The following is a 16,965-nucleotide window of genomic DNA, read 5'->3' as shown; positions in this document are numbered from 1 at the left end:
TCATGAGAAAGCCCATATAAATGGGTAATGTACAAGTTGCTGTAGAAGCATGTTTAATTCGTCTGATCACAGATACTTTATAAAGCATTTTAATACTTTTTTGAATCTGTCAATGCGTAAGTCCTAAAATGTATTAATTTATGAAAAAAATATTATTTTCCTTAATATTGTTGGGGTGTGCAGGATCAAATGTAGCGGTTGCGAGTGTTGAGCAATATGTCGCAGCAGTGGATCAAATCTCTGAGCAGTACAAGCAGGAGAGCAGAAACTTTTTTAGCAGTCTAAATGCGCAACAGACGAGCTTTACGCCACAGCAACAAACACAGTACTGTGCAATAGTGGGCAGTTATATTGATCGGTTATATCAGGCGGCAGATCAGAACAGGGAGTCTTTGGATCGTCAATTTAGACACATGACCAAGCAAGACGTCATTAATAAAGTGATGTCATCAAAAGAAATGCTGATTTTGAGAAAATATAATATTCAGTGTGATCTGAAATAACAGAAAATATTTATGAGGAATTAAGGGGAAACATTTGAACTGTCTTTGCTTAAAGGCAGTTCAACGATAAAGAATAATTTTGGAGTTAGGGTTAGCCAAGTTTAGCTTTAATTTTAGCTGAAACTTGTGCAGGATCGGCGCGCCCGGCTATGAGCGGACGCAGAGAATTCATCACCTTACCCATATCTTTCATGCTAGTAGCTTCTTGTGCAGTAATTGTCTGCGCAATGATAGAATCAAGCTCTTCCTCAGTCATAGCTTCTGGTAGAAATTGAGATAACACTTCAATTTCGGCTTGCTCTTTACTAGCTAAATCATCTCGGCCAGCGCCTTCAAAGGCTTTAACCGATTCTTTACGTTGTTTAATTTGTTTTTCAATGACCGCAAGAACTTGAACGTCGTCAAGCTCTTTGCGCTCATCGACTTCGATTTGCTTAATTGCTGCCTGCAGACTACGAATAACCGTCAACTTATCCATTTCTTTAGCACGCATAGTTGCTTTCAAAACTTCAGTGATTTGGTTTTTTAAAGTAGTCATTTATTTAGTCCAAGCAGTCAATCACAAATTAATCTTAGTAAAGGCGAGTAGTACGAACTGATTCGCGAGCCAATTTCTTTTGGTAACGTTTAACAGCAGCAGCTTTTTTACGTTTACGTTCTTGAGTTGGTTTTTCGTAGAATTCACGTTTACGAACGTCAGCTAAAACACCTGCTTTTTCGCATGAACGTTTGAAACGACGGATAGCTACGTCTACTGGTTCGCCTTCTTTCAATTTAACTTGTGGCATGAAGAATCCTCATTAAGTTATGGATAAGATCTATAGCACGATTGCCTTAGATCACAAGTGAAGGACAGTATTTTACTCATTTACATCTCATACCACAAGTCTATAATAGCTTTAGCAATATTTAGATACGGGTAAAAGGCAGTTTAATGATCGTTCTGGGCTTGGAAACTTCTTGTGATGAAACCGGGTTAGCACTCTATGACAGTGAAGTCGGCTTAATAGGACAGGTGTTATATAGTCAGATTAAACTGCATGCCGAATATGGGGGCGTAGTCCCGGAACTGGCTTCACGTGATCATGTGCGCAAGCTCATTCCTTTAATCAATCAGTTGCTTGAACAAAGCAAGATTAAAAAATCAGACATTGATGCAGTCGCCTATACACGTGGTCCCGGCTTGATGGGGGCACTCATGACCGGTGCATTGTTTGGGCGTACCCTGGCATTTGCGCTGAATAAACCGGCCATTGGTGTTCACCATATGGAAGGTCATATGTTGGCGCCCTTATTGTCTAAAACTCCGCCAGAATTTCCGTTTGTCGCTTTATTGGTCTCTGGTGGGCATACCCAGCTCATGGCGGCCCATGGCATTGGCCAATATGAACTGCTCGGTGAATCGATCGACGATGCTGCCGGTGAAGCTTTTGATAAAGTCGCGAAGATGATGGGCTTGCCTTATCCGGGTGGTCCGAATATTTCACGTCTTGCAGAGCAGGGTGATGCCACAGCTTTTGATTTTCCACGTCCGATGCTGCATCAAGGTCTGGATTTTTCATTTAGCGGTTTAAAAACTGCTGTTTCGATTCAGCTGAAAAAAGTGGAAGGTCAAGGTCGTGAAGCCGATATCGCAGCGAGCTTCCAGGAAGCGCTGGTAGATACATTGGTGAAAAAATCGGTAAAAACACTGAAACAGACCGGTTTAAAACGTTTGGTGATTGCAGGTGGTGTAAGTGCCAATAAGTGCTTACGTGAACGTCTGGAAGCGGATTTGGCTAAAATTAAAGCCCAAGTCTATTATGCAGAACCCGCGTTATGTACTGATAATGGTGCGATGATTGCTTTTGCCGGTTATCAGCGCTTAAAAGCAGGTCAGCATGATGGTTTGTCCGTGACGACGACGCCACGCTGGCCAATGACGGAATTGACCAATCCAAGCGAAGCTTAAATATTAAAGAATTAAAAAAGAGGCGATTAGCGTCTCTTTTTTAATGCTCAGCTGAAGCGGTTGCAGCAAAATATAATTTGATATATGCGCATTTATATTTAGAATCGGTTTTGCTCAATTAAGAATATATTTTAGCCTAAATCAAAAAAATATTTATTTTATGATCATCATCATAGGTTTGTTCACATGGACCATATAAATTTCAGAAGTTTTCAAGAGGCGGGTCAAGCGGTTTTAAAGTTTCTCCATTCACGCTTCGGATTTAACTTGTGGATGATTACTAGGGTAGAAGGTAAAGACTGGATTGTGCTGCAAAGCGAAGACCATGGTTATGATGTTCAGCCCGGACAGGTATTTCAGTGGGCGGATTCTTTTTGCTTTCACATGATTGCCGGTAAAGGTCCTAAAATAGCTCCGCGTTCAGAAGACATTCCATTATATGCGACTGCACCGATTAACCAGCAAGTCAGTATTAAGTCTTATATCGGTCAACCGCTCATCCATGAAGATGGCAGCTTGTTTGGTACACTTTGTGCCATCGATCCGCAAATCAAATCTGATGCAATTATGCAGGAGGTGGAATTAGTCGAATTATTCGGTAATTTATTAAGTAATATCCTTTCTGAAGCATAAAATTGGTTAGGATGACTTTGAACTGTTTTTCTTAATAAGCTGATTAAATTGGTCTTTTAATTCAAGATACTTGCGATGTGTCTTGGCCTCTGTTTATTTTGCTTGAAACTTTGCGCAGCGGCAGCCTTTTCTTGATTTTCTGGACTATACGGTAATTCAGCACGTCCATGCGGGCCGCTTAAGCTTTTTTATCGTCAGGAACAGCGCCAAAGTTTTTTAAGAAACCTCTGGAAGCCCGTGTAGGGATATCGTTTTTTTGTGATGATTTTTCATTTTTAATTCCATGAGAAAGTCATCATCTATTTTTCAGCCGGAGATACTTAAGGCGACTTTTTATTGTAATGGTAGCGAAATTTCCGATCTGCTCTGGTTAACCATTATGGAACGACAAGAAATAAGCTCAAATATAAAAAGCTTCGCTATGACGGAGCTTTTTATACTAGCTTAATCACTCTGTTTTTAAAGGGCTTTTAACTGCTGAGAACCAATCCAGTGCTTCGAAAACTGATACGCTGCACGCCCTGAACGCTGTCCACGTGCCTGACACCATCTTAAGGCTTCGGCGCGTACTTCATCTGTCATGGACATACCGGCTTTGGCTAAATAGTGCTGCACGATCTCCAGATACAAATTTTGATCCATGGGATAAAAAGACAGCCACATGCCGAAACGGTCAGACAGTGAAATTTTTTCTTCAATGGCTTCTTGCGGGTGCAGCTCCGTATATTGCGGTACATCCATACGCGTTACGGGCGTGTTTTCATGCATAAATTCAGGCAATAAATGACGGCGGTTGCTGGTGGCATAAATAATAAAATTGCTTGAACCAGATTGTAATGAACCATCCAGGACACTTTTTAAACTGCGATAGTTTTCATCTTCTGCGTTAAAAGCCAGGTCATCACAGTAGACAATAAATTTTTCCGGGCGATTTTCAATCAATTTCTGAATCATCGGCAGATCGGCCAAATCATCACGTTCAATTTCAATTAAACGCAAGCCTTCAGATTCATACTCGGTTAATAATGCACGTACAATTGAGGATTTCCCTGTGCCGCGTGAGCCAGTCAGTAGTACATCGTTGGCAGGCAAGCCTTTTAAAAATTGCCGGGTATTTTGAATCACTTTTTCTTTTTGTTTTTCTATACCTTTTAAATCGTCCAAATAGATTTTTTTAGGCTGCTGAATGGCGTTTAATTGTTTATTTTGCCACTTATAAGCCGAAGCTTCAAAGTTGGTTTCTTGTTTCAGTTCAGGTAGGTTTTGCTGTAGCTGTTGGAGTACAGTCGAAAGAACTTGTAATATATTGTCAGGTAAATCAATTGTTGCCATGATGGTTCAGCTTATACGGATAAAGTGAAAAAGGTCATTTTACATGGAAACTGTATGTCAAATAGCCATAGTTTGCCAATTGAATAGGCGGTATGATGATGGATTAATCACTTGTTGATTGTACAAAGATGATGTTCGATACCCGATCAGGGACAGGAAATAACAATGAAAGTGTTTGAGGGATAGATATGTTATTTAATGATTTCACGACAAATATTAATCCACATCAAGCATACCGTATAAAAAAATTAAAAAGTCAGCTCGCTGCGGCTGAAACATATGAAGAATGGAAAAGCATTGCCCTAAAAATAGATGAAGAATCCGGTGCTCAAGAATGGAAATTGGATAACTGTTCACCTTATTTTGATGCCGAAATTATTTCTGGGCGATTAAGCAGGTTAAAACGCTACCGTTTTCAAAAACGTACCCAAGATCTCATGTATATATTGCGTGAAGGTTTAAGCTACGATATCGCAAATATTGCACATCCCATGCTTTTTAATGCTACCTATGTGGGCACTAAAAAAATTATTGAAGATTATGTGGAAGAAGTCAGTGAAAGCCTGGCTTACATTGCTTCGAGCAACTGTACTTGCTTGCCTATGGAAAAAAAAATAGAGTTCTTTCAGCAGTGTAAAAAAGCTTATGGCCAGCCTGCGATCATGTTTTCAGGTGGAGCAACTTTAGGACTGTTTCATACCGGCGTATGTAAAGCACTGCTTGAACAGGATTTAATGCCTAAAGTATTATCCGGTTCGAGTGCCGGGGCAATCATGACCACCATGCTCGGTACTTCAAAACCTTCAGATATTACCGGTCTTTTAAATGGTGAAAACTTTTTTACCGAAGCTTTTCACTTTCGTAAATTTGGTGACCTTTTAAAGGGAAACGGTGGTTTTGCCGATGTAAAATACCTGAAAAAATTCCTGATTGAAAACTTGGGTGATGTGACATTTGAAGAAGCCTTTAAAACTTCCGGTTTACATATTAATGTCGCTGTAGCACCTTATGACACCTCACAACAAGCCCGCATCATGAATACTTATACTTCGCCAGATTTACTGGTTTGGAGTGCGGTGTTGGCATCCTGTGCTGTGCCCATCCTGTTTCCACCAGTTAAGCTCACCAGTAAGCGTTACGATGGCAAATTGACCCCTTATATGTCCAATACCCGTTGGGTAGACGGCAGTGTAAGAAGTGATTTCCCGCAAGAAAAAATGGCGCGACTGTATAACTTAAATTACACCATTGCCAGTCAGGTGAATCCACATATTGTGCCATTCATGCAAAGTGATGCAGAACGCTACCGTCGAGATGTGATGAGCTGGCCAGAGCGCATTGTACGTCGTCAGGGCAAAGTTATTACCAAGGGAATTATGGATTTTGCGCGTGGCCGAGTCGGAATGCTTCCTCCTGTACGCCGTTTGCTCGATCATGGATATGGGGTGATTGATCAAGGTTATTATGGGGATGTGAATATTGTAGGTGATTATAGTCTGCGCCATTATAGTTACATGTTCCAGAATCCACGCCCATATTTGTTCAAGTTATTGCAAAGAGAAGGGGAGCGGGCAACCTGGCCGAAAATATCTTCTATCGAAACCCATGCCCGTGTAGGTAAAACCATTCAGCACTGTTTAGAGCTTTTAAGTTATCAGCATGATCCAGAGAAAAAAACCGCAGAATTTATTGCAGTTTAAAGATGTGGATTTTTCTAATATCCATTTAATGTTAAAGACCAAGCCCAAAAGTTTAACTTTTGGGCGTTGTTTATATACCTTTGAATATCAGCAACAACGTTATTGGTTAAAAACCCAAAGCTTAAATAGCCACCCCAGTATTGAAGACGGGTTTCGAAATGAACTGCTTTTTTATCAGCAATTTTTAGCTCAAGCTAATTCTGCCAGCAGCCAGTCTGATTTTTTATTGCCTTTTCAAATGATTTCTAATTTTAAAAGCCTGGCTGAATCACACATGTCGGGCAGTGCAGCATTGATTCTAAGCGATGCAGACTTATTGCTTGGTAATTGTGCCGAGATGTCACTACAACAGATCAAACAGACATTCTTGAAGCTTTTAGATGCCGTGGATCAGTTGCATCAGTTGGGTTGGATTCATGGTGATTTAAAACATGAGCACCTGGTTAAATATCAAAACCGCGCATGTTTAATCGATTTTGAGCAGGTACAAAAAATCAATGCAATCCACAATCCGAAAAATCTAACGGCAACACCACGCTATATGGCACCTGAACTTTTTCAGGGTTCTGAAAAAACCGTGCAAACGGATATTTATGCGTTGGGTATTATTCTGTATGAATGGTTGAACAATCAGCGCCTGAGTGCAAAAAATTATCACGATTGGGCCTATTTGCATTGCCAGCAGCTAAATATTGAACTGCCACAACCTTATTTAGCATTTAAACAGCTTTTATGTGGCATGTTGGCCAAGCAAAAACAGCAGAGATTTACCGACATTGCTACAATAAAATGCTGCTTAGTCACTGAAAATGCTTAAGAAAAATACAGAAAAACGGTTTTTGTTTTTTATTTAAACAAACAAGTGGATTTTTCATAAAAAGGTCTTGTCATCAGGAATCGATCTCTATAATATACACAGCCATTGGGGACGTGGCGAAATTGGTAGACGCACTGGATTTAGGTTCCAGCGCCGCAAGGTGTGAGAGTTCGAGTCTCTCCGTCCCCACCACTTAAATATCAGCATAGTTTGATAATTAGGTTACAGAGGATTGGTGTAATGGTAGCATGACGGTCTCCAAAACCGTTCGTCAAGGTTCGAATCCTTGATCCTCTGCCAAGCTTTAAAAAATCCAACACACAGTTGGTACCCTGATGGGGACGTGGCGAAATTGGTAGACGCACTGGATTTAGGTTCCAGCGCCGCAAGGTGTGAGAGTTCGAGTCTCTCCGTCCCCACCATCATATTAAGGCAAGGTAAGCTACCTTGCTTTTTTATTGTAAGAAAAATCCAGCACTAAGCTGGTCCTGACGGGGATATGGCGGAATTGGTAGACGCACTGTGTTCAGGTCGCAGCGCCCTCTGGGCGTGAGAGTTCGAGTCTCTCTATCCCCACCATATTAAAGCAAGGTAAATAGACCTTGCTTTTTTATTGCCTGTAAAAAGTGAACATAAATAAAAAGCCCAAAAAATGGGCTTTTAAAAATAGATTTAAAATTATTATTGTTTTGTCCTAATCCAAAATGACCAATAGTCTTTTAAGCTTTTAAATGATCTTCGAATTCTTCACCAAGTTGCATGGCAAGTGCATTACCTGCTAAATCACATGTGACCAGACCGTATTCTTTTTTGAAGCTAAAGGTAAACCCACGATTATCAGTCAATGATTTTACTGAATAGCCCAATTTTTCTAACCAAATACGAAATGCAATTAAATTTTTTGCCTTAACAACTTTCTTCACGAGAGAACTCCTTGTGTATTAGATACTGACCGCTGTTAAATAATTAATAGGGATGCAGATATTTTTTTAAAGGGTAGCTTGAACAGGTTTTTTATAAAATAAATATTTTGTATTTTTTTTATGCAAGAAATGCGTAAATAATAATTAAATTGCGGATAAAACTAATCTTGTATTCAAGGAATTATTTTACATATTATTGATTTTTATTTATTTTAGTCTATTTTCTTGATTTTTTGAAATGGAAATATTTAAACACAATTTTAAGTAGAGCATGAATGTTTTTATCTTTGAGCAGTTTTGGGGAAGAATAAATTGGGGGGAGAATACCGAACTGAAGTGGAACAGCCATGTCATTTTATTCACAAATCAATAGCCGCCAAAAATGACAGTGCTTCATATTTAAAAAAAAGATAAAATATATGGCATTGTACCAAGAGAATTTATTGAATTCTGGCAGGTGCAAAATGTTGATCAAGGTGAAGACTGGATTGTAATGACCACAGAAACTATTGAACAGAATGTAATCAAGCAAATTCAGCAGATGCAGCAACAAGGTCAGGTACCTGTTGCTGTTATGCTGGGCCATGAGGACTGGCTATTTTTCGGCGAACAATCCAAAGTGTCCTATACGCCTTTTGGCAGCGCCCGTCGTTATCAACCGGCTTTAGGTGGGTTACTGCTAGTTCGTGTGGACGAGATGCATGTCACCAAAGTGGTTACGCAAGCCGAGCTCGATGCTTATACCCAAACCCATCAAATTTTATAAACTGTCATCGCTGCTACATGCTACACCCATTAAAAGTTATCTTTTAACTGTCGTATGTACCGAAATTCTTCCACGCTGTCCACCCTTAAAAAGGGATTGGTTTGCAGTTCCAGTTCAATGCTACTTGGTAAGGTACTTTGACCGAGCATACGCAGTGCTTCCACCTGTTCGAAGCGCTGCTGAATCGCCAGGTTGTCAGGTTCGACATGTAAAGCAAACTTGGCATTTGCCAGTGTATATTCATGGGTGCAGTAGACTTTGGTACGTGCTGGCAAAGCAGCCAGACGGTTCAGCGAATGGTACATTTGCTCATATGTTCCTTCGAACACACGGCCACAACCCATGGCAAACAATGTATCGCCACAGAAAAGTACATCCAGCGCATCAATAAAATAAACGATATGCCCCAGTGTATGTCCAGGTACGGCAATAATCTCAATATTTAAATCATGAAAACTAAGATGATTTTCATGTTGCAGGGGATGAGTGATAAAAGGAACTTTGCTTAATTCTTCCCGTGGACCATAAACGGGGATATGACGATTTTGTAAAAGCTCGGGCACACCGCCAATATGGTCTTTATGCCAATGTGTCAGCCAGATCTGAGTCAGCTTTAAACCTTTCGCTGTACAAAATTCTTCGACCAGATGTGCTTCAGTAGGGTCAACTGCAACTACTTCTTTACTCGGGATATGTTCTAATAACCAGATATAGTTCTGCAATTGATTTTTCACATCAATCATATGGACTTGAAAATGCATAAGATAGAAATCAATGATATAGATATGGATAAGCTAGCCTTAAAGCCAGGTTTTTTCCAGGGGAAAATCGCAATTAATAGGCCAGTATTTATACATAAAGTTGCTGATCTGCAGGCGGATACAAAAACAGTCTTTCTCGATCAGCTTTTTGTTTTTAAAAAGCACGCTATGGAATACTTGCAGCAATAATGTCTGTATTACATTTAGAACATACAAAGTGCTGAATCTAAAATTGGGGAGATCAATATGAAAATGTATCAGGTGGATGCCTTCACAACGGAACTGTTTAAAGGAAATCCTGCGGCAGTGATTGTGACTGAATACTGGCTGGATGAGGTCTTGATGCAAAATATCGCCTTAGAAAATAATCTGGCAGAAACTGCTTTTGTAAAAATGCTTGATGCAGAAAACTATGAAATCCGCTGGTTTACCCCAACCACAGAAGTGAACTTTTGTGGACATGCAACGCTAGCCAGCAGTTTTGTACTATTCAAAGATTATACCGCTGCGAAAACTCTTCGGTTTCATGTTAAAGAGCTCGGTATTTTTGTAGTAAGCCAGGAGGCTGATGGTAAAATCAAAATGAACTTTCCGATTCGCCGTGCAAAAAAAATTACCCATTATCCTGAAGTTTTAAAGCAAATTTTAAGCAAGCCATTTAAAAATGTTTATTTAAATCATCAGGCCTACATTATGGAATATGCAAATCCACAAGATGTACGGGATGAAAAGCCCAATCTGGAATTATTCAAACAATGGACACTCAATCAAGCCGAGAAAACCCAACCCAAGCGTGTTCTGGACCTGGCCATTACTGCTCAGGCTGCTGCGCCTTATGATTGTATATCGCGTTATTTTGCTCCCGCTAATGGCATTGATGAAGATCCGGTTACTGGTTCAATTCATACCGCGATTGCGCCACTTTGGGCAGAGAAATTGGGCAAAAAAGATATTCTGGCTGATCAGGCATCTGCACGTGGGGGAAAATTATATTGTGAACTGCTTGAAAATGAACGGATTGAAATTTCAGGTTATGCAAAATTATATATGCAGGCAGAGCTACATTTGTAACATCTGGATATAAATGAACGACAAAGCTATTGAAATAAACGGTAATGCTTGCAAAAAGTAACTACTCAACATCATGATCATTTTCTAAGATGTGATGCTTAAAAATTCATATGACTGAATAAATTGGAATAATTATGCTCATGCGGTTCAAACAACTTACTATCTCATTATTATTTGTTGGTTTTAGTGCAACTGCCTGGGCACAACCGATCTTGGTTAAATCTGAGCAGAAGATTGAAGAATATACATTAGACAATGGTTTTCGCGTGGTTCTGGCGCAAAATGATAAAGAAAATAAAGTCTTTATGAACACGGTCTATCTGACCGGTTCACTTAATGATCCGCAGGGCAAAGGCGGTTTGGCACATTTGCTCGAACATCTGGCATTTAAGGGTACACAGAATATCAAAGGTGAAGAATTTCAGCGCCGTCTGGATCAATACACCTTAATGACCAACGCCAGTACAGATTATTATTCCACCAAATATACCAATGTGATCCGTCCTGAACAGAATGCCATTAATCAAGTGATTCATCTTGAAGCTGAACGTATGGACAAGCTGGTGCTGCAAGAAAAGTTTGTCCCTTCTGAAATTGCCATTGTGAAACGCGAACGTGAAGTTCGTATGGATCAGCCTTTTGCAGTGATGATGGACCAGATGTGGAAATCGGCTTATGGCAATAAGTATTTGGGACGTTTGCCGATTGGCGATTTAAAAGAATTGCAGTCCATTAAAATGGATGAGCTGAATAAATTTTATCGAACCTGGTATGCGCCGAACAATGCCGTAATGATCATTTCCGGTAAATTTGATAAAGCCGCTGTGTTAAAACAGATTGATCAACAGTTTAGTCCAATAGCAACTCGTCAGGTTCCAGTACAGACCAAAGTTCCTGTGCTGGACTCAGCCAAAATTCAGCATAGAAATTTTGTTGTAAAAAAGGGCAGTGATCTGGCTAAATTCAATATTTACCTGAATGGCAAAAATGAAAAGATCAAATCTGCTTTGGCACTGACACCTTATTTATATACCATGCAACCGAGTGGGCATCTTTATCAAAGCATGGTGGAAACCGGTTTAAGTACCGGCGTTCAATCTACTACCTGGCTAGATCAGGACTTTAATCTGGTCTTTATGGGCGCCATTTATGCACCGAATCATGATGAGAAGAAAGTGCAATCCGAACTTATTGCGGGTGTGGAAAAAAGTCAGCTATTTAATGAGACTGAACTAAACCGGGTAAAAAATCTGATTCAGAATCAGGCAGACAGTGTACTCAGTAATGCTGCCGCTTTGGGGGGGCGTTTAAGTGATTATTATGTGGCTTATCAGGGAGACTGGTCGCAGTACTTTACTGATTTGAATAATGTGAAGCAATTGAAGCTTGCTGATGTCAATCAAACCCTGACCCGGTTTTTAGTGCCAGAACATCGCATTTCTGGAGATATTAAACCGACCCCGGAAGATCAGAAAAAAGCATTACAACAACAGGCTGCCGAGCAACCTAAAACCTTAGATCAGGCCAGTGTGCAAGAAGAGCCGCTTAAAGACAGCAGTGCCTATAAGCAGGAAGTCGCGGAATACGTCAAAACCTCAAAGCAGTATTTGGTGGATACTGAAAAGAAAATCCAGCGCGGAACGTTGAAAAACGGTATTGCATACGCTTTGTATCCGACCTCTACCCGTGATGATAAAACCTATGCCACCATTTCTGTTGACTTTGGTACTGACAAATCTTTGTTTAATAAAGGTGAAGTACTGGATTTAATGGCCTATTTACTCTTGCGTGGCTCAGATCAGTATAGTTTGCAGGATATTGCAGACAAATCGATTGAGGCGGGTGGTGGAGCAACGGCTACAGCATCTGCAAATAGCATTACCATTCAGATTGTGGCAAAAAAAGAGAAATTTGATGATTATTTCAAATTTATGCTTGATGTTCTGAAAACACCGAAGTTTGAACAATCGCAATTTGACCTGATCAAGTCACAAAGCTTGTCGAGCCTGGATCGTCCATATACGGAACCTGAAACAGTTGCCGCATTGACCATGACCCGTTTATTGGAAACCTATCAGCCAGGAGATTTACGCTATCATTTTGAACCTGAGCTGTCTAAACAGCAGCTTAAAGCAGCAACAGTTGAGCAAGTGAAAAAATTATATCAGGATTTCTTTATCAGTCATCATGCACAAATTGCGATTACTGGTGATTATCAGGCTCAGCCGATGCTTAAATTGCTACAAAAAGAATTCTCTGGATGGAAAGCCCAATTGCCTTATCAACGCTTAAGTTCTGATTATCAGGCGTATAAGGCACAAAAAATCCATGCTTTATCAGAACAACGTGAATTTGGTAATTATCAGGCCATTTTGACCTTGCCGGTGGGTTCGAATCATGCCGATGCGCCAGCCTTAATGGCGTTTAGTTATATTCTGGCTGACTCGCAGCTGTCGTCACGTTTAGCCCAGGAACTCCGTGAGAAAAATGCCTTGGTATATGGATTTGGCAGCAATCTGGATCTGGATGAATGGATTGATTCAGGGGCACTCACCATAGAAGCCAATTATACGGCAGCAAAGTCGGCGCAAGTATCACAAGCCGTGCATAAGGTACTGAATGATTTACTCACTAAAGGGGTAACTGAACAGGAGCTGGAAGCGGCCAAAGCCAATATTCTGAAAAAACGGGTGACTGCTTTGGAAGATGAACGCAGTATTCACGCGATGCTTTTACCGCAACTGGAACATAATCGCGACTTATTATTCCGTGAAAAGCGTGATCAGGCTTTTAAAAAACTTAGCAAAGCAGATGTGGATACCGTAATCAAGAAATACATCAAACTGGATCAGCTGGTGGAAGTTATGGCAGACCAGTATGGAAAGCCACAAAACAAGTCATAACTTTTAAACGCTATTTTCTATCCTGCTATTCATATATTTGTTGTGCTTTTCCCCTCCTTTTAGGAGGGGTTAGGGGAGGTTTCTTTTAAAGCTGATAAAACTGCTTTGCATTATGATGAAAAACTTGTTTCAGTGCATTCGGATCATAGACCCCACTACCACATCACTAAAGGCATTAATGATGTTCAGCAGTGAGGTACTTAATGGGGAAGTTGAAGGCAAATATGACCCGGTAACTGCCAAAGTGCCGCAGCACATGGCTAATCAGTGGAAAGGCTAAATCATAGATTTCCTGTTTACTGGCTAAGCGGTCTTGTTTATGAAACTGATGACTCAATATCGGTATAAACAGGCCAGACATCTTGATATAAACATTTGGATACCTTGCCAGTTCGGCAATATCCTCCTGCCAGCGCAACAAAATATTTTCCCGGGCGGTTTTCGTCAGTCCTGTAAGTGAGCCGACTTTTCCAAATAATTCGGCAGGCGTGCCAAAATGGTCCAGTACAATAGAGGTTTCCGGAAACTGTCTCCAGCTATTGTATGGTCAGTCTTTGGTTCAGTAAATCTCTGTCATGTCACCATACACTAAGGTATTTTGGCTTTGGATGACCTTTCATCCAAAAACTCAGCACATAAAAAAAGCCCCGTAGGGCTTTTCATTAATGATCGTGATTGTGGTCATGATCATGCTTGTTGGTATGAAATTCTTCGTTACGACGGAAGCGAAGATAGTTTTCAAACTGTTCGCAATATTCGTCATAGTTATCTTCCAGCATCATCTGGAATTGCTGCATGATGTACGACATCACCTGATCTTTGGCATCACGCATTTCATTGCCATCTTTAAAGTTATTGGCAGCTACCCAAGTATTAAAACGGGCAGTAGCAAACAACATGGCAGCGCTGACTTGTCCGCGCATTTCAGCAGGTTTCACGGCTGAACCTTTTTCGACACGGCAAAATTCGTTGGCCTGTTTAATAAATTCATCAGCACGTTCAAAAAAAGCAGCATTTAACGCTTCTTCTTCGGTTACATCTGTTGCTTCAATCTTTTGAACCATGAACTTTTCCTGCAAAAACGATCTAATGGCTTATTATAGGCAAAGCCTTGCAGAAACTAAACCTTTGGCTTAATCTAAAAATAGCCTAAGCATTAAAATGGATAATCCAATGCAAGATGCCATTGCTGTACAAAGTTTAAAAAGTGACATCGCCTTATTGCGTCAAAATATTTGGCCGCCTGCAAATCTGGCCAATGTTGAAGGCTTACCTATTTATTATGGTTCTAAAAAAGAAGTCGATGAATATTACCGGCAATGGATCGGGTTAATTGAACGAGCACAAGATCTATTCCAGCCTTTTATGCAAGATGAAACACTCGATGCGGTGCATTTACCCAGCCATTTGAATCTGCCGCTGTTCTATTTTCATGTTGACCGCATCCGAATTAATAAAACCCGCGCCAAAGAGTCGAAAACCTTTCGCGGTATTGCCAGCCTGGTGGATAAGTGTGGACAATATGAGCCTGCACAAATTCAAGCCATGAATGCCTGGTTAGAAAGTGATGATACCGCAGTTTTGGTGGCACATCGCGAATTTATCGACTTACGCACTTATGTGTTCCAGCATGGACAAAGTGAATATACTCGTACGCGGTTTTATGTAAATGGTATTGTACTGAGTACAGAGCCACATTTTGAGCTGGTAGATGCCCGTGACAAGCCGCGCAAACAGCGCAATGACAGTTATAGTGATCCACTGGCGGATAATGGAACCTGGAAAATATTTGGCAAATATCGCTAATATTAATTTTACATTTTCTACTTACCAGAAAGTATCGGTTTTAGAATAATCGTCTAAATGCTGCTGAGCCTGTTGTAGAACGTATTTTTTCTCACTGGCAATCCAGCCCAAGGCAAACCACAGTTTTTGTTTACGCTTTACCATGTCCTGAAACAGCGTTTCGGCCACCATCAAATCGTTATATTGTCCCAAACTTTCCTGGGCGGGTTTTAAATCTTTGAGATAATGCTTTACATCTTGAACAGGATAAAGCGAAGCCACGAATTCTACACAATAACGCAAGCGTTTGATCCGTTTGCGGGTACGATGCCGGGATGGAATATCCAGCTGTAAAAATTGATCGGCATCTTTGCAGATTTGTTGATGCATTTTTTGCAGTTTTTTGGCGATATCTTTTTTTAATCCGGATTTTTTCTGTTCTTTACTTGGCTGATCGACAAAGCGCAGCAGATGAAGAATCAATTCCACAAAATCTGGGGAACGTAATGATTCATCAATGGGAATGCCGGATTGTTCAGGCGTATCCGGAAGCTGAACAAAAGGGGCACCTGCCTGTTCGAGCTGAGGTAAAAGTCCTTCACTCAAGGCATCACGATCACGGGTTGAACCCAGTTGGCGGAACAGATGAGTCAGTTGTTCTTGCCAGTCAGGATTGACATCTTTTGACCAGTCCTCAAAAACACGTAAGGCACTTCTTAAACGGCGAATGGCAACCCGAGTCTGGTGCACATGTTCGCTATCATACTGTCCGGAAGTGATGGTTGATGCATTCGGCAATAGGTGCTGCAAGGTATTATTGATGATCTGCTTTAAAGCTTGATCTGTTGAGTCCTGTGGATTCAGCTTGAGTGGGCTTGCAAATTGAGCAGCAGGATTTTTTAAACTCCGTGCCAGCAAATCGCCGCGTTGAGCTTTACTTCGCACATCTAGCCATAAGTGATATCGCTGCACCCAGGGGTGAATAAATTTGATCAGGTCTTGTATGGAACCTTGTTTAAGCTCAAATTCAATTTCATAAATTGACCCGCTCTGATCATTATGTCGAATTTCGCCGCGATCCAGACTGACTTCAATTTTTGAACGGTTAAAATGAATCACATGTACCAGACGTTGAACGACTGTTTCATATTGCACAATCAGGTTTTTAGCCTGTTTGCCCAAAGCATTTTGCAGCAATTGTTTTGCTTTCGGATCGGACTGGTACATCTTAAGGTCCAAGTCCGGAGGGGCATTTAGTTTGCCTAAATCGCTTTCCAGTTCAAAACGTTGTAAGGAATGATCGCTGGGCGCTTTTAAAGTTTGTATCCAGTGATCGTCTTCAAGACGTTGCCGTAATGAAATATTTTTTTCAGCTAAATGACGTTCGGGCGTGTCATAGTATTTTGCGTATAAAGAAATCAAGCGAGCATTCTTGTTCAAGAATAGCTGATAGAGCTTTTCTTGATCTGATGCGGGGATCTGAAATTTTAATTCTACTTCAAGCATGTTAAAACTCCTGACGCTTCATCATCCGATAGGGCCATGACTTTCATTGTAAGCCAGTATCAAAAAAAGAGTAGGGTTTTGCCAGAAAGTAGATCAAGCGTATGTCGCCCCACTCATTGGTGTGCATTAAAAGATCATGCCATACGCTTTGATTTTACTGGTTTAATTTTGTTGCTTTATTTGTTACTTCTCTGTACACGACAAATTTCATAGGATCCTTGTCCTATCAGGCTTTTTCTTTCTTAAAATTGCTAGCACTTTCTTAAATTCTTCTTTTTTTCCAAAACCAATCAAACGTAGAATAGCCATTTGAA

Annotated in this window: 16 protein-coding genes, 4 tRNA genes and 2 pseudogenes; 14 read left to right on the top strand and 8 right to left on the bottom strand. The window is 40.6% G+C overall.

Going from position 1 to position 16,965, the window contains the following annotated elements:
• Window positions 1-140: 140 nt before the first annotated feature.
• Window positions 141-503, top strand: coding sequence for a hypothetical protein (locus tag FTU91_RS12510; protein WP_180082312.1), 363 nt, complete (start codon window positions 141-143; stop codon window positions 501-503).
• Window positions 504-594: 91 nt separating this feature from the next.
• Here the strand turns inward: FTU91_RS12510 and FTU91_RS12505 are convergent, their stop codons facing one another.
• Together FTU91_RS12505 and rpsU are read right to left on the bottom strand one after the other, a co-directional pair.
• On the bottom strand, window positions 595-1,041 hold the full coding sequence (locus FTU91_RS12505) for a GatB/YqeY domain-containing protein (RefSeq protein WP_180082310.1): 447 nt from the start codon (window positions 1,039-1,041) through the stop codon (window positions 595-597).
• Between the two features lie 34 nt (window positions 1,042-1,075).
• On the bottom strand, window positions 1,076-1,291 hold the full coding sequence (rpsU, locus tag FTU91_RS12500; protein WP_001136722.1) for a 30S ribosomal protein S21: 216 nt from the start codon (window positions 1,289-1,291) through the stop codon (window positions 1,076-1,078).
• 146 nt (window positions 1,292-1,437) lie between these two features.
• Between rpsU and tsaD the strand changes: the two genes are divergently transcribed.
• Both tsaD and FTU91_RS12490 read left to right on the top strand, forming a co-directional pair.
• Window positions 1,438-2,454, top strand: coding sequence for a tRNA (adenosine(37)-N6)-threonylcarbamoyltransferase complex transferase subunit TsaD (tsaD, locus tag FTU91_RS12495; protein WP_180082308.1), 1,017 nt, complete (start codon window positions 1,438-1,440; stop codon window positions 2,452-2,454).
• A 186-nt stretch (window positions 2,455-2,640) separates the two neighbouring features.
• Window positions 2,641-3,075, top strand: a pseudogene (locus FTU91_RS12490) (GAF domain-containing protein); the annotation flags it as partial.
• Between the two features lie 471 nt (window positions 3,076-3,546).
• On the opposite strand, the gene FTU91_RS12485 reads toward FTU91_RS12490, so the two are convergent.
• Window positions 3,547-4,419, bottom strand: a complete 873-nt coding sequence (locus FTU91_RS12485) for an ATP-binding protein (RefSeq protein WP_180082306.1) — start codon at window positions 4,417-4,419, stop codon at window positions 3,547-3,549.
• Window positions 4,420-4,607: 188 nt separating this feature from the next.
• Here FTU91_RS12485 and FTU91_RS12480 point away from each other — a divergent pair, with 188 nt between their 5' ends.
• From FTU91_RS12480 to FTU91_RS12455, 6 genes are all read left to right on the top strand, one after another.
• Window positions 4,608-6,119: a DUF3336 domain-containing protein gene (locus FTU91_RS12480; protein ID WP_180041759.1), complete on the top strand. Its 1,512-nt coding sequence runs from the start codon at window positions 4,608-4,610 to the stop codon at window positions 6,117-6,119.
• Complete coding sequence (locus FTU91_RS12475; protein ID WP_180082304.1) at window positions 6,079-6,936, top strand: protein kinase; 858 nt, start codon at window positions 6,079-6,081, stop codon at window positions 6,934-6,936. The genes FTU91_RS12480 and FTU91_RS12475 overlap by 41 nt, the downstream gene beginning before the upstream one ends.
• A 107-nt stretch (window positions 6,937-7,043) precedes the next feature.
• Window positions 7,044-7,128, top strand: a tRNA-Leu gene (locus tag FTU91_RS12470).
• 34 nt (window positions 7,129-7,162) lie between these two features.
• Window positions 7,163-7,236, top strand: a tRNA-Trp gene (locus tag FTU91_RS12465).
• Window positions 7,237-7,273: 37 nt separating this feature from the next.
• Window positions 7,274-7,358: transfer RNA gene (locus FTU91_RS12460), tRNA-Leu, on the top strand.
• Between the two features lie 71 nt (window positions 7,359-7,429).
• Window positions 7,430-7,515 (top strand) — tRNA-Leu (locus FTU91_RS12455).
• Between the two features lie 140 nt (window positions 7,516-7,655).
• Here the strand turns inward: FTU91_RS12455 and FTU91_RS12450 are convergent.
• Complete coding sequence (locus FTU91_RS12450; protein ID WP_086176023.1) at window positions 7,656-7,859, bottom strand: hypothetical protein; 204 nt, start codon at window positions 7,857-7,859, stop codon at window positions 7,656-7,658.
• Between the two features lie 493 nt (window positions 7,860-8,352).
• Between FTU91_RS12450 and FTU91_RS12445 the strand changes: the two genes are divergently transcribed.
• The gene (locus FTU91_RS12445; protein WP_166167792.1) at window positions 8,353-8,625 is read left to right on the top strand and encodes a hypothetical protein; all 273 of its coding nucleotides are present in this window, start codon (window positions 8,353-8,355) and stop codon (window positions 8,623-8,625) included.
• A gap of 29 nt (window positions 8,626-8,654) precedes the next feature.
• Here FTU91_RS12445 and gloB read toward each other — a convergent pair whose 3' ends face one another.
• Window positions 8,655-9,386: a hydroxyacylglutathione hydrolase gene (gene gloB / locus FTU91_RS12440; protein WP_180082302.1), complete on the bottom strand. Its 732-nt coding sequence runs from the start codon at window positions 9,384-9,386 to the stop codon at window positions 8,655-8,657.
• On the opposite strand from gloB, the gene FTU91_RS12435 reads away from it, so the two are divergent.
• The 3 genes from FTU91_RS12435 to FTU91_RS12425 all read left to right on the top strand — a co-directional run bounded on the left by FTU91_RS12435 (window position 9,381) and on the right by FTU91_RS12425 (window position 13,360).
• A complete protein-coding gene (locus FTU91_RS12435; protein WP_166166588.1) occupies window positions 9,381-9,575 on the top strand; it encodes a hypothetical protein in 195 nt (64 codons plus the stop codon). The genes gloB and FTU91_RS12435 overlap by 6 nt on opposite strands.
• Before the next feature lie 57 nt (window positions 9,576-9,632).
• Window positions 9,633-10,457: a PhzF family phenazine biosynthesis protein gene (locus tag FTU91_RS12430; RefSeq protein WP_180082301.1), complete on the top strand. Its 825-nt coding sequence runs from the start codon at window positions 9,633-9,635 to the stop codon at window positions 10,455-10,457.
• Window positions 10,458-10,591: 134 nt separating this feature from the next.
• Window positions 10,592-13,360, top strand: coding sequence for a pitrilysin family protein (locus FTU91_RS12425; RefSeq protein WP_180041751.1), 2,769 nt, complete (start codon window positions 10,592-10,594; stop codon window positions 13,358-13,360).
• A gap of 85 nt (window positions 13,361-13,445) precedes the next feature.
• Here the strand turns inward: FTU91_RS12425 and FTU91_RS12420 are convergent.
• Window positions 13,446-13,892: pseudogene (locus FTU91_RS12420) on the bottom strand (amidohydrolase); the annotation flags it as partial.
• Window positions 13,893-14,022: 130 nt separating this feature from the next.
• Entirely contained in the window at window positions 14,023-14,424 is a 402-nt protein-coding gene (locus FTU91_RS12415) for a DUF3144 domain-containing protein (RefSeq protein ID WP_086195539.1), read from the bottom strand.
• Window positions 14,425-14,533: 109 nt separating this feature from the next.
• On the opposite strand from FTU91_RS12415, the gene FTU91_RS12410 reads away from it, so the two are divergent.
• Window positions 14,534-15,166, top strand: coding sequence for a hypothetical protein (locus FTU91_RS12410; protein ID WP_180041868.1), 633 nt, complete (start codon window positions 14,534-14,536; stop codon window positions 15,164-15,166).
• A 21-nt stretch (window positions 15,167-15,187) separates the two neighbouring features.
• Here FTU91_RS12410 and FTU91_RS12405 read toward each other — a convergent pair whose 3' ends face one another.
• Complete coding sequence (locus tag FTU91_RS12405; RefSeq protein ID WP_180082300.1) at window positions 15,188-16,651, bottom strand: CYTH and CHAD domain-containing protein; 1,464 nt, start codon at window positions 16,649-16,651, stop codon at window positions 15,188-15,190.
• Between the last annotated feature and the right edge of the window lie 314 nt (window positions 16,652-16,965).

The organism is Acinetobacter sp. YH12201 (genome assembly GCF_013418145.1).
In the GTDB taxonomy this organism is placed as follows: Bacteria; Pseudomonadota; Gammaproteobacteria; order Pseudomonadales; family Moraxellaceae; genus Acinetobacter.
This window is presented reverse-complemented; position numbering and strand designations above follow the sequence as displayed.